This is a genomic window from Streptomyces sp. NPDC048496 (assembly GCF_043200055.1).
Taxonomy (GTDB): Bacteria; Actinomycetota; Actinomycetes; order Streptomycetales; family Streptomycetaceae; genus Streptomyces.
This window is the reverse complement of sequence record NZ_JBICXB010000053.1, coordinates 1-25,749: the sequence shown is the minus strand read 5'-3', so window position 1 is coordinate 25,749 and position 25,749 is coordinate 1. Positions and strand designations below refer to the sequence as shown.

The 25,749-nt window shown below is 69.9% G+C and carries 14 protein-coding genes; 12 read left to right on the top strand and 2 right to left on the bottom strand.

Annotated elements, in window-relative coordinates; genetic code table 11:
* The first annotated feature begins 152 nt into the window (after nt 1–152).
* The 11 genes from ACGFSA_RS30190 (at nt 153) to ACGFSA_RS30140 (ending at nt 19,967) form a co-directional block, all read left to right on the top strand.
* A complete protein-coding gene (locus ACGFSA_RS30190; protein WP_393309233.1) occupies nt 153–6,236 on the top strand; it encodes an SDR family NAD(P)-dependent oxidoreductase in 6,084 nt (2,027 codons plus the stop codon).
* Nucleotides 6,237–6,239: 3 nt separating this feature from the next.
* Complete coding sequence (locus ACGFSA_RS30185) at nt 6,240–10,220, top strand: type I polyketide synthase (RefSeq protein ID WP_393309219.1); 3,981 nt, start codon at nt 6,240–6,242, stop codon at nt 10,218–10,220.
* Complete coding sequence (locus ACGFSA_RS30180) at nt 10,202–11,212, top strand: 3-oxoacyl-ACP synthase III family protein (RefSeq protein WP_393309218.1); 1,011 nt, start codon at nt 10,202–10,204, stop codon at nt 11,210–11,212. Before ACGFSA_RS30185 ends, ACGFSA_RS30180 begins: the two co-directional genes overlap by 19 nt.
* Nucleotides 11,209–12,606, top strand: a complete 1,398-nt coding sequence (locus tag ACGFSA_RS30175; RefSeq protein ID WP_393309217.1) for an NAD(P)/FAD-dependent oxidoreductase — start codon at nt 11,209–11,211, stop codon at nt 12,604–12,606. The genes ACGFSA_RS30180 and ACGFSA_RS30175 overlap by 4 nt, the downstream gene beginning before the upstream one ends.
* Nucleotides 12,603–13,652 (top strand): AfsA-related hotdog domain-containing protein, encoded by a 1,050-nt coding sequence (locus ACGFSA_RS30170; protein WP_393309216.1) that lies wholly within the window; start codon nt 12,603–12,605, stop codon nt 13,650–13,652. The genes ACGFSA_RS30175 and ACGFSA_RS30170 overlap by 4 nt, the downstream gene beginning before the upstream one ends.
* A gap of 30 nt (nt 13,653–13,682) precedes the next feature.
* On the top strand, nt 13,683–14,987 hold the full coding sequence (locus tag ACGFSA_RS30165) for a protoporphyrinogen/coproporphyrinogen oxidase (RefSeq protein WP_393309215.1): 1,305 nt from the start codon (nt 13,683–13,685) through the stop codon (nt 14,985–14,987).
* The gene (locus ACGFSA_RS30160) at nt 14,984–15,823 is read left to right on the top strand and encodes an SDR family NAD(P)-dependent oxidoreductase (protein ID WP_393309214.1); all 840 of its coding nucleotides are present in this window, start codon (nt 14,984–14,986) and stop codon (nt 15,821–15,823) included. Before ACGFSA_RS30165 ends, ACGFSA_RS30160 begins: the two co-directional genes overlap by 4 nt.
* A gap of 7 nt (nt 15,824–15,830) precedes the next feature.
* Nucleotides 15,831–16,838: an acyl-CoA desaturase gene (locus ACGFSA_RS30155; RefSeq protein WP_393309213.1), complete on the top strand. Its 1,008-nt coding sequence runs from the start codon at nt 15,831–15,833 to the stop codon at nt 16,836–16,838.
* Between the two features lie 55 nt (nt 16,839–16,893).
* Nucleotides 16,894–18,519, top strand: a complete 1,626-nt coding sequence (locus ACGFSA_RS30150) for an AMP-binding protein (protein WP_393309212.1) — start codon at nt 16,894–16,896, stop codon at nt 18,517–18,519.
* A 101-nt stretch (nt 18,520–18,620) separates the two neighbouring features.
* Complete coding sequence (locus ACGFSA_RS30145; protein WP_393309211.1) at nt 18,621–18,947, top strand: acyl-CoA dehydrogenase family protein; 327 nt, start codon at nt 18,621–18,623, stop codon at nt 18,945–18,947.
* A 615-nt stretch (nt 18,948–19,562) separates the two neighbouring features.
* Nucleotides 19,563–19,967 carry a DUF6223 family protein gene (locus ACGFSA_RS30140; protein ID WP_393309210.1) on the top strand — a complete coding sequence of 135 codons (405 nt, stop codon included), beginning with the start codon at nt 19,563–19,565 and terminating at the stop codon, nt 19,965–19,967.
* Nucleotides 19,968–20,390: 423 nt separating this feature from the next.
* Here ACGFSA_RS30140 and ACGFSA_RS30135 read toward each other — a convergent pair whose 3' ends face one another.
* Nucleotides 20,391–20,999, bottom strand: coding sequence for a response regulator (locus ACGFSA_RS30135; protein WP_393309209.1), 609 nt, complete (start codon nt 20,997–20,999; stop codon nt 20,391–20,393).
* Nucleotides 21,000–22,678: 1,679 nt separating this feature from the next.
* Nucleotides 22,679–24,124, bottom strand: a complete 1,446-nt coding sequence (locus tag ACGFSA_RS30130) for a DUF6851 domain-containing protein (protein WP_393309208.1) — start codon at nt 24,122–24,124, stop codon at nt 22,679–22,681.
* A 503-nt stretch (nt 24,125–24,627) separates the two neighbouring features.
* Here ACGFSA_RS30130 and ACGFSA_RS30125 point away from each other — a divergent pair.
* A complete protein-coding gene (locus tag ACGFSA_RS30125; protein ID WP_393309232.1) occupies nt 24,628–25,680 on the top strand; it encodes a ParB N-terminal domain-containing protein in 1,053 nt (350 codons plus the stop codon).
* Nucleotides 25,681–25,749 lie beyond the last annotated feature (69 nt).

The window sequence follows — 25,749 nt, the reverse complement described above, 5'->3', positions numbered from 1 at the left end:
TGCTCTCGACGTGCCGGGCGTCGCGACGCCTCGGAGATCCACCGGAAGCCGCCTGGTCCTGACGGCGGGACTCTGTGGACGCTCCCCTCTCGGGGAGCGGTGGGCCGGGCGCGGGGGCGCAGGGCGACGACGTGGAGGGTTGCATGGCTGACGTGATGGACTCGGCCGGCTCGGTGAACGAGCGGGACATCCCCTTGACGGTGCGGCTGGCCGCGCTGCCGAAGGAAGCTCGGTACCCGGTCCTGCTGGATCTGGTGCGGGAGAAGACCGCAGAGCTCCTCGGCTCGGAGCCCAGGGACGTCGACCCGGACCTCGCTTATCGCGACATCGGCTACAACTCCCTGGCCGCCGTGGAACTGACGAGCAGCATCGGTACGGCTGCCGGGCTCGAACTGCCGCTCACGCTGCTGTTCGACCATCCGACGCCGGCGGCCGTGGCACGTCATCTGCTGTCCTTGCTGGGGCTCGCCCCGACGGCCACCGAGTCCCCGCGGGACATCCCGGAGTCGGCTGCCGACCACGAACCCGTCGCTGTCGTCGGAATGGCGTGCCGCTACCCGGGCGGCATCGCCTCACCCGCCGGCCTGTGGGACGTCGTGATCGCCGGACACGACGTCGTCTCGGACTTCCCCTCCGACCGTGGCTGGGACCTGAACGGACTCTTCTCCGACGACCCGGATCGTGCCGGTACGAGCTACGCCCGTACCGGTGGCTTCCTGGACTCGGTCGCCGATTTCGACGCCGACTTCTTCGGCATCGCGCGGCGCGAGGCCCTGGCGATGGACCCGCAGCAGCGGCTGCTCCTGCAGACCGTCTGGGAAGCCCTGGAGGACGCGGGAGTCGACCCCGGCACGCTGCGGAAGTCCCCGACAGGTGTCTACATCGGGAGCAGCGGCCAGGACTACGAACAGGTGGCGCGCTCGGGGCCACACGAACTGGAGGGCTACTGGGGCATCGGCTCGGCAGGCAGCGTCCTGTCCGGCCGGATAGCCTATGCCTTCGGCTTCGAAGGGCCCGCGCTCACCGTCGACACGGCCTGCTCGTCGTCCCTCGTGAGCGTGCACCTGGCGGCCCAGGCACTGCGCACCGGCGCGTGTTCGCTCGCCCTCGCCGGTGGCGCCGCCGTGATGACGACGCCCAAGGTGTTCACGGAGTTCAGCAGGCAGCGGGCGCTTTCGCCGGACGGCAGATGCAGGTCTTACGCCCAGGCGGCCGACGGTACGGGCTGGGCCGAGGGCGTCGGCGTCCTCGTACTGGAACGCCTCGGCGAGGCGCGTCGGCGCGGTCATCGTGTCCTCGCGCTCATACCCGGCTCGGCCGTAAACCAGGACGGCGCGAGCAACGGGCTGACTGCACCGAACGGCGCCGCGCAGCAACGGGTCGTCATGCAGGCACTGGCGGCGGCCGGCCTTCGTCCCGGCGACATCGACGCGGTGGAGGGCCATGGCACAGGCACAAAGCTCGGCGACCCGATCGAGATCGACTCGCTCACCGCGGTGTTCGCCCAGGACCGTCCCGATGAGCAGCCGCTGCGGCTCGGCTCGTTGAAGTCCAACATCGGCCACAGCCAGGCGGCTGCGGGCGTCGGCGGCATCATCAAGATGATCGAGGCTCTGCGCCATGAAGTCCTGCCCCGGACCTTGCATGTCGACAAGCCAACACCCAAGGCGGACTGGACGAGCGGTGCCGTGTCCTTGCTGACGGAGTCGTCGCCATGGCCGCGGGGCGCGCGTATCCGGCGGGCCGGTGTGTCGGCGTTCGGGGTCGGCGGGACGAATGCGCACGTCCTCGTGGAGGAGCCACCCGTCGACGGCCCGGTGGCTGGACGCCCGAGTGATGAGGGCGAGTCGGGCAGCGATGCGGCGGGGGGCGGCCGGTCGCACGGTGACCGGACAGACTCCGCCGGACCGGGCGACGATCCGACGAAGGGGACCACTTCGGGCGACCACCCCACGGGCGTGACCGAACCGGGCGACCGCCTCACGAACGTAGTCACTTCGGACAACCACCTCACGGGCGAGACCGAGCCGGACGGCCCTCCCACGACCGCAGCCGAACCGGGCGACCACACCACGACCACAGCCGAGCCGGGCAACCGCACCCCGACCGGAGTCGCTGCGGGCGTTCTTCCGGCCGGCCCCTGGGTGCTGTCCGCCAAGACCCCGACCGCCCTGCGGGAGCAGGCCCACCGGCTGCACACCCGTCTCGCCGCCCTGCCCGACGCCCCGCCCGCCGAGGTCGGGGCCGCGCTCGCGCTGACCCGGGCCCACTTCGACCACCGCGCCGCCGTTACCGGTACCACGCGCGACGAACTCCTCGACGCCGTGGCAGCACTCGCGCGAGGGGAGGCCACCGAGGGCACCAGCCTCGCTCGAGCCCGTACCGGCGGCAAGGTCGTCTGGGTCTTCCCCGGACAGGGCTCCCAGTGGATCGGCATGAGTCGTGAACTCGCCGCCACGCACCCGGTGTTCGCCGATGAGCTGCGCGCCTGTGCCGACGCGCTCGCGCCGTATGTCGACTGGTCGCTCGACGACGTGCTGCGCGGCGCGCCCGGCGCGCCCCCGCTGGACCGCGTGGACGTCGTGCAGCCCGCCCTGTTCGCCGTGATGGCCGCGCTCGCCGCGCTCTGGCGACAGCACGGGGTGCGCCCCGACGTCGTCGTGGGGCACTCGCAGGGCGAGATCGCCGCCGCGTACGTCGCCGGCGGACTGTCCCTCGACGACGCCGCGCGCGTCGTGGCGCTGCGGAGCCAGGCGATCGCCGCCGCCATGGCCGGTCAGGGCGGGATGGCGTCGGTGACGGCGTCCCCGGAGAGGCTTCTTCCCCTGCTCGAACGCTGGGGCGGACGCATATCCGTGGCCGCCGTGAACGGGCCCTCCTCCATGACCGTCTCCGGCGCCCCCGACGCCCTCGACGCACTGCTCACCCTCTGCGCCGACGAGGGCATCTGGGCCCGGCGCATCCACGTCGACTACGCCTCACACTCCCGCCAGGTCGAATCCACCAAGGAGCGGCTCGCCGAGGCCCTCGCTCCCCTCGCACCCCGCTCCGGCGAGGTCCGCTTTCACTCCACGGTCACCGCGACCGAGTTCGACACGGCGGGGCTCGACGCCGGCTACTGGTACCGGAACCTGCGGCAGACGGTCCGCTTCGAGGAGGTTGTGCGGCAGCTCCTCGCAGACGGCTGCACGACGTTCATCGAGGTGAGCCCGCATCCGATCCTCACGGTCGCGATGGAGCAGACAGTGGAGGCGACGGGCACCGCGGCCGCCGTCTTCGGCTCGGTCCGACGTGACGGCGAACTGGTGCGCTTCACCGCCGCGCTCGCCGATGCGTACGTTCACGGAGTGCCGGTGGCATGGGAAGCGCTGTTCGACGCGGGTACCGCGCGGCGGGTCGAACTCCCCACATACGCCTTCCAGTCGAAGCGGTACTGGGCCACGCCACGGGCCACTGCGGGTGACGTCACCGGCGCGGGCCTGCGTACGACGGGGCACCCGCTCCTCACCGCGGCCACCGAACTCGCGGACGGCGCGGGGTGGCTGTTCACCGGGCGGGTCTCCCGGCTCACGCACGGCTGGCTGGACGGCCACGCGGTCTACGACACCGTGCTGCTGCCGGGCACCGCCTTCGTGGACATCGCGGCGTCGGTGGGCGCGCAGGTCGGCTGCGATGTGGTGACCGAGCTGACTCTGGAGGAACCACTGGCTCTCGCGGACGACGGTGCGGTGGATCTGCAGGCGTCGGTGGGGGTTCCGGACGGGGCGGGTCGGCGGTCGATCGCCGTGCATTCACGTGTCGCCGACGCGGCCGGTGACAGAACGTGGACCCGGCACGCGGCCGGCTTCCTGGCGGCGGCGCCGCCCGGTGAACCTTCGGCTCGACCGACGGACTGGCCTCCGCCCGGCGCCACGGTTGTCGACATCGACAACCTCTACGACCTCCTCGCGGACCGGGGCTTCGGATACGGCCCCGCTTTCCAGGGACTGCACGCCGCCTGGCGTCACGAAGGCAGGCTCCTGGCGGAGGTGGACGCCACGCCGGACGCGGACGGCTTCGCCGTGCACCCGGCGCTGCTGGACGCGGCATTCCACGCCCAGCTCACGGAACTGACTGGCACGGACGCCGAGTCGGCGCAGGCCTGGCTCCCGTTCACCTGGTCCGGAGTACGGATCACCCGCCCGGGCGTGACGCGTCTGCGGGTGACGCTCACCTCGCAGGGCGAAGGGGCGGTACGGATGTCCGCGACCGACGAGACCGGCGCCCCCGCGATCTCGGTCGACTCGGTGGTGGCCCGCCCGGTGTCCCCGGCCAAGCTGGCCTCGGCGGGCCCGGTGACGGATTCGCTGTTCCGCCTCGAGTGGCAGTCGATACCGGCTCCGACCGCACAGACGCGATCCGTCGGACCGTGCGCGGTGCTGGATGAGAGTGCCGATGTTTCCTCGTATGGGGCGGACGTCCCCTCCTACACCGACCTGGCCGCCCTCGTCGCGGCCCTCGACGCCGGCATCCCCGTCCCGGACACCGTGATCGCCGCCGAGTCCGCCCCGCGCGCGGCGCCGGACGCGGCACAGGCCCGTACTCTGGCGCACCGCACCCTCGCCCTGCTCCAGGGATGGCTCGCCGACGAGCGCCTCGCCGACTCCCGGCTCGTCCTCGTCACACGGGACGCCGTCGCGGTCACCCCGGACGCCAACGCCGTGCGGCCGGGCCTCGCTGCCCTCTGGGGCCTGGTCCGTTCCGCGCAGTCCGAGCACCCGGGACGGTTCACGCTGATCGACCTGGACGGCGCGGAGGGTCCGGTGCCGTCCGCGCTTCTCGCCACGCGTGAGCCTCAACTCGCCGTGCGCGACGGCATCGCGTTCGTACCGCGTGTCGTCCGCGCCCGCGCCGTGGGTGAACCGCTCCCCTTCGACCCGGACGGCACCGTCCTCATCACCGGCGGAACCAGCGGCATCGGCGCCCAGGTGGCCCGGCACCTCGTCGCCGAACGCGGTGCCCGGCATCTGCTCCTCGCGAGCCGTCGTGGCCGCGCGGCCGAAGGCGTGGCCGAGCTTGCCGCCGAACTGGGCGCTCTCGGAGCCGACGTCACGATCTCGGCCTGCGACATCACCGAGCGGTCAGCCGTGGCCGAGCTCCTCGAATCCGTGTCGCAGGCTCATCCGCTCACCTCCGTGATCCACTCCGCCGGAGTCCTCGACGACGGGCTCGTCGAGACACTCACCCCCGAACGCCTCGACCGCGTCATGCGGCCCAAGGCCGACGCCGCGCTGCATCTGCACGAGCTCACCGTCGGTGCCCCGCTCCGCTCCTTCGTGCTCTTCTCCTCCGTGGCCGGGACCATCGGCGGCCCCGGGCAAGGGAATTACGCCGCCGCCAACACCTTCCTCGACGCCTTCGCCCAGTGGCGGCGTGCGCACGGGCTGCCCGGTGTCTCCCTGGCCTGGGGGCTCTGGGACGAGACAAGCGCCATGACCCGGCATCTCGCCGGCGACGGAGTGGCCCAGCTCGGCAGGTCGGGACTTGCCCCACTCTCGACCGACGAAGGACTCCGGCTCTTCGATGCCGCGCACCACACCGGTGACTCACTGCTTCTACCCGCCCGGCTCGACATGGCCGCCCTCCGCTCCCAGGGCCGCCACGGCGTGCTTCCCGCCGTCCTGCGCGCCCTCGCGCCGGCTGTGGTCCGCCAGGCGAGGGCCCGTGGCGGTGCGCTGCTCACCCGTCTCGCGACCACGCCGCCGGAGGAACGTGACGCACTCGTCGCGAGTGTCGTGAGCGCCGAGGTCGCCGCCGTGCTCGGCCTTGAGGACGCCGGGGCGGTGGATCCGGACCGGCCTTTCAAGGAGTTGGGGCTGGACTCGCTCGGCGCGGTGCAGCTGCGCAACCGGCTCAGCCAGGCCACCGGGCTGACCCTGCCGTCCACGCTCGTTTTCGGCCACCCCTCGGTCCCCGCCCTCGCCGCCCATCTGCGGACCCTCCTGGAGGAGCGCACCGAGCCGGCCGGGCAGGAGCAGGCCGCTCCCGCCGTGTACACGGACCTCGACCGGCTCGCCACGCTCCTTCCCTCCGTCGCGGGGTCCGACGTAGACACCGTGAGCGCCCGGCTACGGTCCCTCCTCGCCTCCCTGGAGAGCAGGAAACCCGGCACCGCCGGCAGCCGCGGGCAGCGTATAGACGACGCCACCGCCGACGAGATCTTCGACCTGATCGACAACGACTTGGGGGTGGTCTGAGCCATGCCGGACGACGACAGGACACTGCAGTACCTCAAGCGAGTGGTCGCCGAACTCCAGAGAACCCGCGAGCAGTTGAGGCAGGCCGAGCAGCGTACGAACGAACCCGTCGCGATCGTCGGCATGGCCTGCCGCTACCCGGGCGGCGTCGCGTCCGCCGCCGACCTGTGGGATGTCGTGGCCGCCGGGCGCGACGTGGTCTCGGACTTCCCCTCCGACCGGGGCTGGGACCTCGACCGCCTCTTCGACGACGACCCCGACCGCCCTGGGACGACGTACACCCGCTCCGGTGGATTCCTTGACGGGGCAACGGAGTTCGACGCCGAGTTCTTCGGCATCGGAAACACCGAGGCACGGGCCATGGACCCGCAGCAGCGGCTGCTCCTGCAGACCGTCTGGGAGTGCCTGGAGGACGCGGGGATCGACCCCGGCACGCTGCGCGGCTCCCGTACGGGCGTGTTCGTGGGGACGACCGGGCAGGACTACGCCCAGCTCGCGCGGTCCGGTCCCAGCGAGCTTGAGGGCTACTGGGGCATCGGCTCGGCGGGCAGCGTGCTGTCGGGGCGTGTCTCGTACGTGATGGGGTTCGAGGGCCCGGCCCTCACCATCGACACGGCGTGTTCCTCATCTCTGGTCGGTGTGCATCTGGCGGCGCAGGCGCTGCGTCAGGGCGAGTGCTCCCTCGCGCTCGCCGGTGGTGTGACGGTGATGTCCACGCCGGGTGTGTTCACGGAGTTCAGCAGGCAGCGCGCCCTCTCGCCGGACGGCCGGTGCCGCTCCTACGCGGAGGCGGCGGACGGCACCGGCTGGGGCGAGGGCGTCGGCGTCGTCCTCCTTGAGCGGCTCAGCGAGGCCCGGCGCAACGGCCACCGCATCCTCGCCGTCGTCCAGGGCTCGGCCGTCAACCAGGACGGCGCGAGCAACGGCCTCACGGCGCCCAACGGCACCTCCCAGCAGCACGTCATCAGTCAGGCGCTCGCCGACGCGCGCGTCCGTCCCGCCGACGTCGACGCCGTCGAGGGCCATGGCACCGGCACCACCCTCGGCGACCCCATCGAGATCGACGCGCTGAACGCCGTCTACGGCCGGGAACGTGGAGGGCAACAGCCCCTGCGTCTGGGCTCGTTGAAGTCCAACCTCGGGCACAGCCAGGCGGCCGCCGGAGTCGGCGGTCTCATCAAGATCGTCCAGGCCCTGCGCCACGAGGTGCTTCCCCGGACCCTGCACGTCGACCGGCCCACGTCGAAGACCGACTGGTCCGGCGGCATCTCCCTGCTGACGGAGGCCACGCCCTGGCCGCGTGGGGAGCGCGTCCGGCGCGCCGGCATCTCCTCCTTCGGCATCAGCGGCACCAACGCCCATGTCATCGTCGAGGAGCCACCGGAGGACCAGCATGACGTGGGCGAGGAGGAGTTGGCCGTACTCCCCGTCGTCCCGTGGGTGCTTTCCGCCAGAACGCCCGCCGCCCTCCGCGATCAGGCCCGCCGCCTCCACACCCACCTCACCGCGCCCCCCGACACCGCACACCCGGACGCCGCGCCCACCGAGGTCGGCGCCGCCCTCGCCCGCACCCGGGCCCGCTTCGAGCACCGGGCGGTCGTCATCGGCGCCGACCGTGCCGAACTCCTCGCCGGTCTCGCGGCGTTCGGCGCGGACGAGTTCCCGGGCAACGTCGTCCAGGGCGTGGCCGCACGCGCGGGCAAGACGGCCTTCCTCTTCTCCGGGCAGGGCTCGCAGCGCACCGGCATGGGGCGTGAGCTCGCCGCCGCCCACCCGGCGTTCGCGGACGCGCTCGACGCGGCGTGCGCCGGACTGGACCGGCATCTGGAGCGACCGCTGCGACAAGTGATGTCCGCCGCCGAGGGCACCCCGGAGGCGGAGCTGCTGCACAGTACCGGCTACACCCAGCCCGCCTTGTTCGCCCTGGAGGTCGCCCTCTACCGACTCGTCGAGTCCTGGGGCTTCACCCCCGATTTCCTGATGGGCCATTCGATCGGCGAACTGTCCGCCGCCCATGTCGCCGGAGTCCTCTCCCTCGCCGACGCGAGCGCACTGGTCGTCGCCCGCGGCGCACTGATGCAGGCCCTGCCGGAGGGGGGTGCGATGGTCGCCGTAGAGGCATCCGAGGACGAGGTCCGCGAAAACCTGGCGAAGCACGAGCAGTTGGCGGTGGCCGCCGTCAACGGACCGCGCTCCGTCGTCGTGTCCGGTCCCGCCGACGCCATCGGCGCCTGGGAACTCCCCTGGCGGGAGCGGGGTCGACGCACCCGACGACTGCGCGTGAGCCACGCCTTCCACTCGCCCCTGATGCGCCCCATGCTCGGTCAACTGGCCGAGATCGCAGGCAGCTTGAGATACCGGGAGCCACGCATCCCGATCGTCTCCAACGTCACCGGCACCCTCGCCGACCCGGCCGCCCTGGCCGGCCCCGACTACTGGGTGCGCCACGCCGAACGCCCGGTCCGCTTTTACGACGGCACGCGCACCCTGGAGAGCGCGGGTGTGACCGCCTTCCTCGAGCTCGGCCCGGCCGGGGTGCTCACCGGCATGGCGCAGGAGTGCCTGGACGCCCCGTCGGCCGCCGTCCTCGCCTCCGCGCTCGACGGGCGCAAGTCCGAGCCCGTCGCGCTCCTGACCGCACTCGCCGAGCTGCACACCCACGGCGCGGGCGCCGACCTGGCGGGGCTGTTCGCACCGGCTGCGGGCCGCCGGGTGAGCCTTCCCACGTACGCGTTCCAGGCGCGCCGCCACTGGATCGACGTACAGCAGACCGTGCGTGACCCGCAGCACGTGGACACCAACGCGGTCTCCAGGAGCGGGACTTCGGAGGCACCCACCCCCCAGGCACCGACGCTGGACGTCCTCGGCCTGGTCCTGGCCCAGGCTGCCCTCGTCCTCGGATACGACGGCACCACGGCCGTGGACGCGGACAAAACCCTCCTGGAGCTCGGCATCGACTCACTCGGCGCCGTCCGGTTGCAGCGGCACCTCTCTGCCGCCACCGGGCTCGACCTGCCGACGACGCTTCTGGTGGACCACCCGACCCCGCAGGCGATCGCGGACCATCTGCGGCCACTGATCGGACAGGCCACACCTCAGGTGCAGGAGCCCGCGCTCCTGGCACAGGAGCCCGCACCGGTTCCCACCCCCCGGGGCCGCTACACCGCCCTCCTCAGATCCGCCCATGCCCGAGACGGCCTCCCCGCCGCCATCCCGCAGTTGCGGCAAGCCGCCTCCGTACTGCCCTCCTTCTCGTCCCCCGACCAGCTCGCCGCACCGCCCAGACCCGCCCTCCTCTCCGACGGCCCCGCCGAGCCCGCAGTGGTCTGCGTGCCGTCCTTCCTGGCCGGTTCCGGCCCGCACCAGTTCGCACGGTTCGCCGCGGGCTTCCGACGCCGGCTGCGGATGTCGGCGCTCACCCTGCCCGGCCTGGGTGGCACCTCACCACTTCTCCCGGGGTCCTGGCACGCGGCGGTCGGCAGCCTGGCCGCCGAAACCCTCAAGGCTGCGGCCGGCGCCCCGGTGCTGCTCGCCGGGCACTCCATCGGCGGGGTTCTCGCGCACGCCGCCGCCGCGAGTCTCGAACGCGCCGGGCACCAGGTCGCGGGCGTCGTTCTGATCGACACGTACGAACCCGAACCCGCCCAGCAGAGTGAGGTGTTCGGCTGGGCAATGGGGCACATCCTCGACAGGGAGCAGGTGTTGGCCGACGTCGACGACGCGGGCGTCCTGGCCATGGGCGGCTATCTGCGCCTCTTCGACGACTGGGCCTGCGACCCGCTCACCGCCCCGGCCCTGCTCCTCACCGCCGAGCGTGGCCCCGACGCACCGAACAGCGGGAACTGGCGTCTGTGGCGCGCGGCCGACACCGTCACGCCGGTCCCGGGCGATCACTTCTCGCTCCTCGAAGAACACGCTGCCGAGACGGCACGGACGGTCGAGGACTGGCTTCGAAAGGAACTGTCATGCAGCCCGTCGGCATAGTCGACTTCGGGAGTTATCTGCCCGAGAAGGTCGTGGGGCCCGAGTTCTTCCACGACCCGGACGCCCCGGTGGACCCACTCGCCAACGCCCCGCTGTTCAAGGTCCCCGCGTCTCGGCACCACGTCGCTCCGGACGAGCGCGCCTCCGACATGATCGCGAAGGCGGCCGCGCCCCTCTTCGAGCGGCTCGGCCGGAAGCCCCAGGCGGATGTGTTCCTCACGAACGTGCTGCTCCCGGACGAGCCGTTCATGGGCATCGGCGCCCAGGCCGCACACCGGCTCGGCATCAGCCCCGATTGGATCGTGGACCTGCACAACGGCGGCTGCGCCTCGTTCATGTACATGATGCAGCTGGCGCAGAAGATCATGTCCGACGGCTCCGCGCGGACCGCCCTGATCGCCAATGTGCAGAACACCGCGGGGCAGATGTTCGCCCAGTCCGAGGTACGCAAGCACTCCCACGCGGCGGTACCGGGCGACGGCTGTGGCGTGGCCTATCTGGAGGCGGGCGGCGGTTCGCCGATCCTGGGTGTACGCAAGCGCAGCACTCCCGAGTACTCGGTCGACCTGGGGCTCGCGGCTCCGGACGGGCGCAAGTACTGGGAGCCCGGCACCGGCCAGACGGACATCTGGTTCGACAACGCGAAGCAGCAGGAGGTCATGGGGCGCGGCAACTCGCTCGTCCCCGAGCTGGTCCGGGAGCTCTGCTCGGACCTCGGCGAGGAGCCGTCCGACATCGACGTCCTCGTCACCAACCAGCCGAACCGGATCTTCCTGAGGAACTGGAGACAGGCCCTGAAACTCGACGGTAGGCGCCACTTCGACACCTTCGACCGCTTCGGAAATCTGTACGGTGCCGCCGTACCCATCACCCTCGACCAGGCCGCGCGCGCCGGTGAACTGCGCGACGGCGACCTCGTCGTGATGTCCGGGTTCGCGCATGCCGGTGACTTCGCTGCCGCGGCCGCGGTGCGCTGGAACGGCGCGTCGTGAGTGGCGGCATACGGGACGTCCCCACCGAGGACTTCGACGTCGTCATCGTCGGCGCGCGCTGCGCCGGCTCCACCCTCGGCGTGCTCCTCGCCCGCCGCGGCCTGCGGGTCGCCGTGCTCGACCAGGCCGCGCAGATCCGCTCGACGCTCTCCTCGAACATCCTGCAGGCCGACTCCCTCGCGTTCCTCGACCGCCTTGGTCTGATGGACGAGTTGAGGGCCGCCGGGGTCACCCCGATGAGCCATGTCGACATGCGCCTGGAGGAGTTCCGCTGTCTGGCCGCCTTCCCCCAGCAGGACGGGGACGTCGGCGGCGCGGCCTGCATCCGCCGGGAGGTTCTCGACCCCGTGCTGGTGGGTGCGGCCCGCGCAGCGGGCGCCGAGGTGCGTCTGGGCACCCGGGTCGTCGGGGTCGTCCGAGACGGCGGCCGCGTCTCGGGGGTCCGGGCCGTGTCCGGGGGCACCGAGACCGTTCTGCGCGCCCGCCTCGTCGTCGGCGCCGACGGCCGGAACTCCAAGGTCGCCGAGGCCTGCGGCTCCCGCATGTACCACGTCAGCCCCGGTGAACGCAGCTACTACTGGACGTACTTCGAAGGCACGGACCTCGGCGAGCGCCCCACCTTCGTCTTCCACCGCTGGGGCGACCGGCACATGCTCGGCGGCCCCGCCGACAACGGCCTCTACATCGTGGGCGTCTCCCCGCAGCAGCACGAACGCGAGTCCTTCCGCGCCGACCTCGAAGGCTCCCTGCACGCCCACGCCATGCGCTGCGCGCCCATCGCCAAGGCCCTCTCGGGCGCCACCCGGGCCAGCAGGATCTACGGCATCCGCCGCTTCTTCGGGTACTTCCGCGAGGCGGCGGGCGCCGGCTGGGTGCTGCTCGGGGATGCCGGGCACTTCAAGGACCCGGCGGGCGGGCGCGGCATCGGGGACGCCTTTCACCAGACGGAGCGGCTTGCGCCCGCGATCGTGGCGGCACTGCCCGAAACCGCCCGGCTCGACCGCGCCACCGCCGAGTTCGGCACGTGGCGGGACCGCACCTACGCCGAGTACTACGGGCTGGCCACGGACCTCGGCGTCGCAGGCCCCATCGCGGGCGTCGTCCCGCGGGTCGTCCGCGCGCTGCACGCCAAGGGCAAGGTCGACGGCGTACTGGACCTGCTGAGCCACCGCGCCTCCGTCATGGATGTGCTCACCCCGGGGCGGGTTCTCGGCGCCACCGGCAAAGCCGTGCTGAGCGGCCGGGGCCGGCGCCGGGCCGCGGTCGACGAGCTGGTCCGGCTCGCCGGCACGGAGATCAGCCGCCGGAGCGCGATGCGCAGGCCCGTCTATCAGAGCGGCCCTCAGCCGCACCCCGTACAGCAGGACCCGCTTGAACCGGAGCCAAGTAGATGACCAGCACTCTCCCGTACGCAACCGCCCCCGGCGCGCTGCCGCCGCCCGGCATCCAGCTGGGCTTCGAGCAGACCGTGCCGCGCTCGCTCGCGCACCGCAGGCAGATCGGCGAGGTCTTCGTCGCCGACTCCGCGCAGGGCTCGGACGACGACTTCTATCTGTCCTTCCAGATCCCCCGCGCGCACAGCCTGTGGTCCGACCGGCATGCGTCCCACCACGACCCGTTCGCGTCCGCCGAAGCTGCGCGTCAGTCGATCTTCGTGCTGCTGCACCGCCATGTGGGCGTGCCGGTGGGGCTGCCCTTCAGCCTCCAGCGGATCACGCTGCGGGTCGAGGACCCGGAGGCGTACGCGGATGACGGGACCTCCGCTCTTCAGGGCTATCTGCACTACCGCGTCGCCGAACGGCAGGGCAAGGGCTCCGACGTGGTGAGCATGACCCTCGAAGGCGTCATGGAGATCGGCGGACGCCGGGCGATGACGCTCAGCGCGGTCCTCGCCTTCATGTCGCAGGAGGACTACGACGTCTTCCGCGCTTTCCAGCGGGCCCAGAAGCCGGTGGACACCTCCCGGTTGACACCGACGCGCCGGCTACCGCCCGCCCTGGTCGGCCGGGAGGCCCCCCGCAACGTCGTCATCGGTTCGGCGGACCGTGAGGACACAGAGCCCGACGGCGGCAGGATCCGCTATCTCCTCGCCGCCGACCAGGGGCACCCCGCATTCTTCGACCACGAGTACGACCACGTACCGGGCCCCCTGATGGTCGAGGGCCTGCGGCAGGCGGCCGTCGCCGCGGCCTGCCGGAGCGGGGCCATCGCGTCCCCGCACGCCATGGTCGTCGGCTGCGAGGCGTCCTTCCTGGACTTCGCCGAGTTCGAGGCGGATCTCGTCCATGAGGCGGAGGTCAGGACGCCTGGCGCCGACGGTCGCCTGCCGGTGGCAGTGCGACTGCGGCAGTTCGGCAAGACGGTGGTCCAGGGCCATATCGAGCTGCTGCCCCACTCGGGTCCGCGTCCCTGTTCGGCCACGCACATCCACGGAGTCTGATTCATGCCATTTGAACGTACACAGCGGCGCGTGGCAGTGGTGGGCGGCGGCATCGCGGGTCTCACCGCCGCGCTCCGCCTCGACCTGCTCGGCCACGACGTCGAAGTCATCGAGGCAGAGGGCACGTTGGGCGGCCGCTTCGGCCTCGACAAACTGGGCGACCGGCGCGTCATGACGGGCGGAAAGAACATTGGCCGCCAGTACCACACCTTCCGCTGGTTCACCTCGGAGCTCGGCTCGGACGTGTACGAGAGCTTCGGATACAACGCGTCCCGCATCAAGGACGGCAAGGTGCTGACGCTCGACAGCGAGCGCCGCAGCCAGACCCTGAGGAACATCCGGCGCATGGGCTCGTCCCGGGACTTCGCGCGGATGGCGGGCATGGCGGCCCGCATCCGCGCCGACCGGCGCAACCGCTTCCTCGGCTCGCGCTACTTCAGCGGCGTGTCGCGCAAGCACGACCACACCCCGCTCAGCGAGTTCTTCGGTCCCGAGATGACGGACATGCTGGTGCGGCCCATGGTGATCCGCAACAACGGAGCCGAACCCGGCGAGGTCTACCCCGGCACCTTCGGCACCAACATTGCGATGCTGATGGACCACTACGACCAGTTGTCGGGCGGCATCCAGCCCGTCCTGGAAGCGTTCGCCAAGCGCGTACCGGTGCGGCTCAACTCGGCGGTCGAGGGGCTGGAGATCCGCGACGGCAAGGTCACGGGCCTGCGGATCTCGGAGGAGGGCGCCGAGGCTAAGTCCAGCGATTACGACGGCGTGGTGCTCGCCACTCCCGCCTACGCCACCGCCGAGATCGTCCGCTCGGCCCGGCCCGCGCTCGCCCGCCGGCTCAGCGACGTGAACTACTTCCCGTCGACCGTGGTGCTCGTCGAGTACGACCGGGACATGTTCACACATGACGTGCGCGCGCTCGCCATGGACGACGGGCCGTGCAGCAACGCCGGTTCGTACGGCCAGGAGGACCGCCACATCGTCCGCTACACCTACAGCGGCCGCGAGGGCAGGCTCACCGACCTCAGCGCCGAGAACATCGACCGGCTCACGGGTGAGACCGAGGAGCGCCTGGTGAAGTACCTGGGCGCGCCGCGCGCCGAGCGCGTCAATCGCCTGGTCAAGCATTGGAAGGCCGCCTATAGCGGCTATCTCCCCTACCACGCCGAGTTCCTGGCCGAAGTCCGCCGGAGCGTCACCGACATCGCAGGCCTGGAGCTCGCGGGTGACTACATCCAGGGTGTGTCCATCGAGGCATGCGCGCGGACGGGCCGCGCGGCGGCCGGGCGGCTCGCCACGCACCTCGGCTCCCCGGGGAACCACGCGTGAGCGCCCCGAAGTGGGCGGTCGTCACCGGCGCCTCCTCCGGCATAGGCGAACACCTCGCCCGGGGCCTGGCCGCGCGCGGATACGGCTTGTGGCTGACCGCGCGCAACAGCCAGGCCCTGGAACTGCTCGCCAAGGAGCTGCGGGACAAGCACCGCGTGACCGTGCGCGTCAGGACCTGCGATCTGGCCGACTCAGCCGCGCGCGGTGAGCTGGCCAGAGAACTCGCCGGGGAGCCGGTGTCGGTGCTCTGCGCCAACGCGGGGTTTCCCACCTGCGGGCCGTTCAGCGAGAACGACCCCGTGAAGGAGACCGCCGAGGTCCAGGTCAACGTCGTCTCACTGCACGCCCTCACTCAGGCCCTCCTCCCCGGCATGCTGGCCCGCCGTCACGGCCGCATTCTGGTCACCGGTTCGACCGCGGGCTACCAGCCCGTGCCGACGGCGGCCACCTACTCGGCGACCAAGGCCTTCGCCAACACCTTCGCCGAGTCGCTCCACGACGAACTGCGCGGCACCGGCGTGAGCTGCACGCTGCTCTCACCCGGGCCCGTGCGCACCAACTTCTATGCCGTGGGCGGCATTTCGCAGCTGCAGGAACATCGGTTCCTCGCCTGGCTCACACCCCGGCGCGTCGCCGAGGCGGGCCTGCGCGGTCTCGCCCAAGGGCGCCGCGTCGTGGTCCCCGGACCTGTCGCCAAGGCCCAGTACCTCGCGGGCCGCCACACCCCGCGCGCGCTGCTCATTCCCGTGCTGCGCACGGCATTTCTGCCCCTGTTCCGCAAGGCCAGGGGCGCAGGTAACACCCGCAACAGACAGACAGTCAACTCCCGGAAGTGAGAAGCACATGGACGGCAGGAAGCATCGCTGGTTCATACTCGGGGCGTCGTTGATTCCGCTCGTCGCGGTCTTCGGCGCCATGGGACTGCTGTGGAACGAGATCTTCGGCTGGTCGGACGTCGTCGTGCTGGTCATCATGTACGCCGTCTCCGGCTTCGGGATCTCCGCCGGTTACCACCGCATGCTGACCCACCGCTCGTTCGAGACCTACAAGCCCATCCGCATCGCCCTCGCCACCGCCGGCGTGATGGCCGGGCAGGGGCCGCCGCTGATCTGGGCCGCCCACCACCGCAAGCACCACCGCGTCGCCGACAAGCAGGGCGACCCGCACTCCCCGCACCTGGACTTCGAACCCGGCTTCAAGGGCACCATGGCCGGGCTGTGGCACGCCCACCTGGGCTGGCTCTTCGATGTCGAACTCAGTTCCGACCCGATGCGCTACTGCCCTGACCTGGTCCGCGAGAAGCCTCTGCGCTGGCTGAGCGAGCACCTGCTCCTCGTCACCGTCTCCAGTGTGGTCCTGCCCGGCGTCATCGCCTACGCGATCACCGGAGGCTCGGTGCGGGCCGGGTTGACGGGCATGCTGTGGGGCGGTCTGGTGCGTATCTTCCTCATCAACCACATGACGTACGCCGTCAACTCCGTCGGGCACGTCTTCGGACGTCGCCGCTTCGAAACCACCGACCAGTCGCGCAACGTGGCCTGGCTGTCGATCCCCTCGTTCGGGGAGGCATGGCACAACAACCACCACGCCTTCCCCCGCTCCGCCAGGCACGGCATGAAGTGGTACGAGATCGACCTCTCGGCGATGCTCATCTGGTCCCTGGAGAAGACCCACCTGGCCTGGAAGGTCGTCCGTGTCGACCCCGAGCGCATGACCATGCGCGAGGCCAACATCAGCCGGGTCAGCGGGTCTTCGATGGACAGGAAGGAACTCCTGGAGTCCCAGCAGTCACTCGCCCCCATGGCCGAACGCCCCCGCGACTCCGACGCCTCCCTCGTGGACGTCGAGTAGGCCGAAGGAAGACCCGGGCAAACGAGAGAACCACAAGAGACGGGGAAACACGTACGTGGAGTTCTTCAACGCCCTGACCAACCGTGCCTCGCACGGCGTACTGCACGAGTGGAACGGCGACGAGTTCGCCCACACGCCCTGGCGCGAGGTCGTCAAGGACGCGCACGGGATGGCCGCCGGACTCCGCACCCTCGGTGTGGGGCCGGGCACCCGGGTCGCCGCGATCCTCACCAACACCCCCGACACCGTTCGCGGGCTGCTCGCCGTCTGGCTGGCGGGCGGCGCGGTGGCCTCGCTTCCGCTACCCACCCGCGGACAGAGCCACGAGGCGTACGGTGAGCAGCTCCTCGCACTTTCGGCGCGGCTGGACCCGACGCTCCTGCTCGTCGACGACTGGCTGACCAGCATGGTCCCGGAGGAGCTGATCAAGCACCTTCCGGTCCGCGGCTGGTCGGCCCTGCGCGGCCCGGGGCGCATCGAGCCAAGCCCGCCGGGACGGGACGACCTGGCGTTCATCCAGTACTCGTCCGGCTCCACCAGCATGCCCAAGGGGTGTGCGCTCACCACCCGTTCCATCGAGCAGCAGCTGCAGATCATCCTGCACCTGACGGGCGGCCGACCGGGCTCGGACACCGTGGCCTCATGGCTGCCCCTCTCGCACGACATGGGTATGTTCGGCTGTCTGCTGTACTCGTGGGCGTACGACTTCGACTTCGTACTGTCCTCGCCCGACCGGTTCGGGATGGCGCCGCGCACATGGTTCCGCGACATGTCGGAGTACGAGGCGACGATGACGGCGGGCACCAGCACGGCCGTGTATCTCGCGGCGCGGGCACAGGGGCGGGGCTCACTGCCGAAGGAGCTGAAGCTGCGGGCCGCCGTGATCGGCGCGGAGCGCGTCGACTGGAACACACTCGTCACGGCGACGGAGAAGTTCCGGCCGTTCGGCCTGGCCGACTCCGCGTTCCAGCCGGCGTACGGCATGGCCGAGGCGACGCTCGCGGTGACTGGCAAGCCCTGGGCGCAGGCGCCCAAAGCGCTCGCCTTCGACGGGCCCGCGCTCGTCGAGGGTTCGGTGATCGAGGTGGCGCCCGACCACCCGAAGTCCACCCGGCTCGTCTCCAACGGCCCTGCCCTGCCCGGGGTCACCGTGCGGGCCGGGTCGGGCGGCCGGATCGCGGAGATCCAGGTGTCGTCGCCGAGCCTGGCGAACGGCTACTACGCCGACCCGGAGCGCACGGCCGTCAGGTTCAAGGACTCCTGGCTGCAAACCGGCGACCTGGGCTTCGTCCAGGACAACGAGCTGTACGTCCTGGGCCGCGCCGACGACATGCTGTCGGTGGGCGGGCGGAAGGTCTATGCCTCCGAGATCGAGTCCGCGGTCGACAGCCTCAGGAACGTGCGCAAAGGGTGCGCGGCCGTCATCGACGCGGGCGATGCGGGGATGTCCCGGCTCATCCTGATGGTGGAGCCGCAGGGCAACCCTCGCGACTACCGGCCCATCGCCGAGGAGGCGGCGGCCCTGGCCATGGAGAAGGCCGGGGTCGCCCTCGCAGAGTGTCTGTTCCTGCCGCGCGGTGTGCTGCCGAAGACGCCCAGCGGCAAGATCCAGCGGTTCCGCTGCCGGGTGCTGCTCCATGAGGGGCAGCTCGCCCCCGTGGCCCGGGTGACGTTCGCCTGACCAGGAGTGTGTGCGGGGCCCGGCCGGTCGTGCCCGGTCGGGCCTCTGCCATGACCTCCCTCTGTCATGAAGTCCCTCGACCACGAAGGAGACAAGCGCCTGTGAGCCACTACCGGTCCAACCTCAGGGACCTGGAGTTCAACCTTTTCGAATTGCTCGGCCGCGCGGAGACGTACGGCCGGGGCGCCTTCACGGACACCACCCGGGAGACCGCCCGCGACCTGCTCGCCGAAGTGGAGCGCTTCGCCGTCGAGCAGCTCGCCGACCCCGCGATCGAAGTGGATCGCACCCCGCCCGTGTACGACCCCGAGGGCCGCTCGGTGACTCTGCCCGAGCCGTTCAGGAAGGCCTACCGCGCCTGGATGGAGTCCGGCTGGTATCTGATCGGCCCGCCCCAGTCGCTCGGCGGCGCGGGCGTGCCGCCGTGACTGCGCTGGGCCGTCGCGGAGCTGGTACTCGGGGCCAATCCGGCGCTTTAGACCGACCGGCACATGGGGGGTGGGAGAAGGAGCGGGGCTGGGTGCGTGCAGCTGCAAGGCGGAGGAGGGAGGCAACGCGAAGGGGGTCCCCCCATGCCTTCAGGGCTATGGGGGAGTTGTTGACTGACGACAACGCCGCAGATGTGCGTGCCCAGCCCCGCGACGCCGCCTCCCATGTGCCGGTCGGTCTTACATGTACCAGGCGATCTCGGGCTTCGCGAAGGGTGCTCGTGGACGTGGAGGAGGAAGGCTGGTAGTACCCGCAGGTCAAGGAAACTGGTCGCCGCGAGGGCGGGCCTGAGGTGGTCGAGGTCGTGCGCAGCCGAGGCGAGAGACTCGAACGGTCGCCGGCGGCCATCGCAGTCACATGGCGGCGACAGAAGGCCGGGGTGACCTGAGTACGGTTGCTGCGGTTGCGGTACGTGACTGCTGTAACAGCAGGCTCCGCCCCGAGCGCGTACCACCCCGACGGTAGGCCCATCGGCTACTTCGGCATGACGACCCGTGACCACGCCGGTACATACGCTTTCGCCCGTACCTGTCGTGCAACCGAAGGGATCCTCAATGTCCGTCCGTCACTTGCTTACCGCAGTCGCAGCCGCCCTGCTCGGGGGGCTCTGCCTTGCCACACCGGCGGTCGCGGACGTCTCGGCCGCCGACGGTGGTGGCGGCTCCGGGCGAGGCGGGGCCATGGCAGCCATGGTGGTGGCGCTGATCGGCGTGGGCATCGGTGGATGGGCTCTGCGCTCCGCCGGCCGTAGCGGCAGCGGCAACGGGCGACGCGGGGCCATGGGGGGCCTGGTGGTGGCGCTGACCGGCATGGTCCTCGGTGGGATTGCTCTGGCCGGCTCCGACGGTGGTGTCGGCAGCGGCAACGGGCGAGGTGGAGCCGTCGTGGCCCTGGTGGTAGGGCTGATCGGAATGGTCCTCAGCGGGCTGGCTCTGTCCCGCTTCCGCCGCACCGCCTGACCCGGCCATTCCACGTCCATCTGCTGGCAGAACAGGACCCCGACCCGGCCGAGGAAACGTCCGGCTCGCCGTGGCCGGCCGGGCACCGGTTCGCCGACCGCAGTCGGCTCTTGGACCTGCGAGAACTACGTGTCCTGGGTGAGCCCTTGTTGCATTGCCTGCAACAGCCGTTCACTGGCCGGGAATAACCGCCATGCGGCACGGCAGCGGCGGGTGCGGTGGCGCCACATGAGTCTGGTCATGTGGCGGCACCACACCCGCCTGACGGTCAGCCGTTGCCCGGCCGTACCGCCTACGCCGCGAAGGCGGGCGCAGTCCGGCCACCACCAGGGCCGGAACCGGCCACCGGGACGGTCGAGCCGACCGGGCCATCGCGGTCGAAGGCGCGTGGCCGCGGCCGGTGACCCGTCCGCTTCCCTCGACTCAGATCCAGCCGGCCCGCGAAGCGGCGTGCACGGCACTCATCCTGTTGCCCGCCTTCAGCTTGTGGATGGCCGAGTGAATGTGATTTCGCACCGTTCCCGGACTCAGGTGCAGCTGGGACGCGATGGCGCTGAGGGGGCGGCCGTCCTCGGCCGCCTTCAGGATCTCCGCCTCGCGGGCCGTCAGCGGGTTCTCGCCGACGGCCAGCATCTCGGCGACCAGCTCGAAGGGGACGTGCCGTCCCCCCGCGTCCACCTCACGGATCACCCTGCACAGCTCGCGGATCGAGGTCTCCTTGGTGAGGATTCCGCGCACTCCGGCCTTCATGGCCCGCTGGAGGTGCCCGGGCCGGGCGTCGCAGGTCAGGAGCACCACCGGGAAACCGGACCGTTCCCGGTTCAGCTGCTCGGCGACATCGATCCCGTTCATGCCCGGCATGCACACATCGAGAACGGCGAGCCCCGCCTGGTGGTCGTCCACCAGCTCCAGCACGCTGTCGCCCCGTCCTGTGTGGGCGACGACCTCAATGTCTCCCGACTGTTGGAGAAGTGCAGCGAGGGCCTCCCTGGTGAGGGCTTCGTCCTCGGCCAGGACAACCTTGATCGTCATCTTCCCTCCACCAGTCGCTGCGGCTGAACGGCGCTGTCACTTCGACGCGATGGGTGAGATCAGGGCCCGGGCCGTGGATGAGTGTGCGGCCGACGGCGCGCAGCCGCGTCGTCAGACCGGCGACCCCGGTCCCGCGGACCGAGCCGCGCCGCCCCACACCGTCGCCGGTGATCCGCAGATGCGCGGTCCTGCTGCCGGTCCAGACCTCGATTGAGCGGTGATCGGCTTCACTGTGCTGGATGATGTCGGCAGCCGCCTCCCGCGCCACCCTGCCGAACGCCTCCTGGACCGGCCGGGGCAGCGTGGCCAGAGTGCGGCTGCGGCCGAGCACATCGTGGACGTTCCTCACGTACAACCGCTTGTCCGCCGTGACCGCGAGCCGTACCAGCTTCCGGTCGGGTCGCGGCCGAGTCCCCACGGAGGAGACATCGGGGGCCGGATACACGTCCGTGCGGGCGTACCCCTCCATCAACCGGGAATGCGTCTTCGCCGCCGCGGGACAAGACGGAAGGACGTCTGTCATCGAGCCGCCCCCCAGGGTCGGCCCGAGCGCGAGAGCCGACTCCGCCGGTCGCGCGCACCGACCGGACGGTGTTCGGAGACGGCACCACCGGTCTCCTAAACCGCCGAATCCCGCAGGCGCGGCCGCCCTGGCCGTTCGGGAACCGTGACCGACGGCGGTGGCCAGGTGCCACCGAGTCCCTCGTGCGCCGTGAGCGGAATCCCGACTCGAAACTCCGGGACTGATGTCGCGTGCCGTCGAAACAGGTAACTTTAACCTTACTATGAACACATGGTAGATTGTTGACATTATGCCCCCGTTGCGTGCAAGACCGCAAAATTGATTTCACTTTAACTCCTCCATCCTCAACTCTTCTACCCTCGATCTTTATTGAAAAGGCGTTTGACGGGTTGACGTCCGATGTGATTGGGCTCGGGCGAGGCGGGCCGGTCACTGCCTCCGCGGCCGGGATGGAGGTGCCGGTCGGCGGGCGTGCTGTTACGTCGCTCATCGCCCAGAACACGCGCGACGTCGCGATGGCGGGCCGGTGTTCGTCGTCACGTACCGAGCAGCGGTGCAGAACGAGGACGCCACAGGCCTGTTCCACCACCCCGCTTGGGCTGGGGTACGAACCCCGAGCCGGCCGGGTTCTGCTCGACAGCGATATCTGCCGCAGGATCTGCCGAGGCGCAGCCCGGTGTACTGCTCCTTCGCCAAGTGGCGTGACATGGGCACCGATCGGACCGTCCATGACCTGCTGCGCAGACAGGTGAGAGAGAAGCCGGGACGATGAGCAGCCCCGAGCCCGCCGGCGCCCGACACGCAGGGTGATCACGCCTCGGGAGCCGGCCGCAGCGGCGGGGCGGGATCCGGAGGAACGGGCGCGCGGCAAGAAGCGCGGGCTCGCGGTGGACATGCCGGGCCTGGGATCGACGTGGAGATTCGCCAGAAGCGAGGCTCCAAGGGTGGTGGCTGCCGAGTCGGCGCCGGATCAGCGGCAGGCCATGGATGGCCTGAAAGTGCGGCTGGCGACCTTCCTCAACTCGCCCGCCGGGGACAGCCGTTGCGGAAGGCGTCCATGGCGAGGCCCCGTCGCCGAGCCGGCTGGGCAGACAGCAGCCGGCTGCCGACGGAGCCCGAGGGCACCGTCGGCAGCCGGAATCGGTCACGCGGAAGTTCAGCCGCCGTTCAGCTTGCGCTGAACGAAGTTGTAGCTCAGGTCGCCGATCTCCGGTGCGTACTGGTACGTGGCCTCAATTGAGGACGGGAAATTCTCGCCGGCCCAGACCCTGCTTTCACCACAGTCTCTGGCGAAATCGGTCCAGTTGCTCCAGCGCAGCGTGACGTCACTGGCCGGAGTGACTCCCGGTTCAACGAGGGAGGAACCCTGAGCCACGGGGACGGAGATGTCGATCTTGTCAGTGCCGGTGAAGCGTCGTACTTGCTGGGCGAAGGAAAGACAGAGCGACGAAGTGGCGGAAGGATACTCGGGATGGTCGGCAGAGTTCATGTTCAGGTAGCTCTGCCATTCGTCTCCGGTGATGTCGCTGACGGTGCCCTTCTGAGGCCCGCCCCATGCAGTTATCTTCTTATTCCCGTACAGGTGCCGGATCGCACTGAATGGACGCACCGAATCGTACTTGCGCTTGAAGTACCACGTAGCGATGGTGACATCAACAAAGGCCACGTCGGAACTGGTGATGTACTGAACCATCTTCTCGGTATCGTACTTGCCTCCTGTGACCACCGGAGTACCAGCGACGGCTCCGAAGGTCAGAACCTTGTCATTGAAAAGCTCGGCGGTCATCTTCTGGCGATCATTCAGGCCCGCCGATGCTTTCAGGACCTCGTCGGCTTGACGTTTGTAGGCCCTGTGATTGTGGTGGTTGCTATTGGTCGGCGGAGAGACCTTGAACCGGGTGGGACTGTCGTACGAGAACGGCTTCAGACGGCCGAACTGGGGAGTCGCGAACTGCTGGACCTTATAGACGCTGTTCGTCGAGACCACGTTCGGCTGCCAGCGGGAGGGGTTGCGGAGCTCATCCGCACTGTTGACCGGCTTGTAGCCCGTGTAGTCGGCGTAGGGCTGCCGGTTGTACTTACGGCCACCTATATCGCCTTTCCGGTTGGAAGCGTCATCCGCCCTCGCCGCCATGGCGTTCTTGGCGGCAAGAATTCCTATACCGCTTGGAGTGGTCGGGTCTTCCTTCGTGTTGTCAGGATCGAGACCCGCCGATTCCATCATCTCAAGCCATCTGGACTTGTACTGCGGGAGGAGCGCGTTGAGCGAGGTGAAGGCGGAGTAGATGACAGCGATGTTCTTGTTGCGCGTCGTGCGTTCATCTTTCGGACGGCGGCCGAGATCCGAAAAGATACCCGTCGCCGTCGGGTGATACGGAGCTATGGCATCAAACCACGGCATTTCTATCAACATGGCGTGATCCACGGTCAACGACACCGAACGGCCGGAGCTCTGCTCGCGCGACACCCGCTGGAACTTTGGGTAGACGACTTCGCTCAGAGCGTTCCCGCTGTCGAGGTCGAAGCCCGCCGCCCTCTGCGGGGACGCCGGCGCGGCACTGGTCAGGGATCCCACCAGGGCAACCGCGGTGGCGATGGTCACCGCGTACCCGAGGCGCCGACTCCGCAGCCGCCTGAAATTCCTCACCGGAAATTCTCCTTTCGGTCGACGTTCCACGTCTTGCAGCGATCGCCAGCGGAAAGAATTGACTCCGCGCGTAAGTGCGTCTTCCCGGGGATGTGGTTCACGTAACGGAAAGAGGGTGGCGCTCTGTTGAAACGATGTTGGCGAATTCGAAACGAGGTTAGCGGAGCAGCTTCTTCTCGTCCACTGCTCGATCGAGTAGTAGACACTACCCACGCTGGAGCCCTGGCGGGTGTTGCTCACGGTGAGGCCCTCCGGCAATGATGCACGAGGGAAGACGTATTGCTTTCCGGGGATGGAACATCAGATGCGGCGCACTGGAGTGATGTCTCACGTTGACTTCCGCAGGACCAGTTTCCGTACGTACACCAGCTCCTACCTGTCGATAGGTGAGTGTTCGGATGTGGAGCAATTTAGAGGCCCTGGAAACAGACAGCAACTCATCCAGCAAGGGATTCGCCGTGCGGGAGGCACATACGGAGGGCCCAGTCGCGCCGGCCGGGACGGCCCCGGATTCGGTGCCGATACTCTCGCTTCTTCCTGGTTGTTCACCCCGACTGACCGGGGAGAATCCCGAACATGTAAAGCTATTGGCTGCGGCACAGGATCTTCCGCCGATTCTTGTGCACCGGAGCACGATGACGGTCATTGACGGCATGCATCGGCTGAGAGCTGCGAAGCTCCGGGGTGACGAGACCATCTCCGTCAAGTTTTTCGAAGGTGACGAAAAAGAAGCATTTCTGCTCTCTGTCGATGCCAACATCAGGCATGGGATGCCGCTTTCCCTGGCCGATCGTGAGGCGGCGGCCGGCCGTATCCTCTCGATATATCAGCAATGGTCGGACCGGGCTGTCGCGGCTGCTGCTGGGCTGTCTCCGGCGACGGTGAGCGCGATCCGGCAGCGCTCATTCGTCCCGGCCGAGCGGGAGAGCGGCCGTGTGGGGAGAGACGGGCGGGTCCGTCCCGTGGACGGTTCGGCGGGCAGGCGGCGGGCGAGCGAGGTAATCGCCATGAAGCCCGATGCGCCCTTGCGTGCCATCGCCAGGGAGGCCGGCGTCTCGGTGGGCACAGCGCGAGACGTGCGTGAACGGCTGCGAGCAGGCCGGGACCCGGTCCTGACCTCGCAGCGCGGCACGGCCAAGGAGCGCGGGCCATCCGTCGAGGGCGCGGTGAAGGCGCAGCGGCAGAGGGTGGGCAACGCCCGTCAGAGCATTGACTGGCGCTCGGTGAGGGGCAGTCTGAGCAAGGATCCCGCGGTGAAGTATGCGGAGAATGGCCGCGCCTTCGTCCGGTGGGTCGACAGTCACGCCATCGAGCCGGTTGAGTGGTGCGAGCTGATCGATGCCGTTCCACCGCACTGGCGGAACTCCGTCGCCGAGTTGGCTCGGTCGTGTGCCGTAGCCTGGCTGGAACTCGCGCAGGAACTCGAGCAAAGGGCGCCGGGCGCAACCTCGGCTCAGTGTGAAAGTCGTAGTGCCGGTGGAGGCAGGGAGCTGCCGATCAATAACTCCTAGATTTTGGTGAGGATTACGGGGGCGTGAGGTCGTGCCCGGCGATCGCGGCGAGCTGTTGTGCCGTGGTCA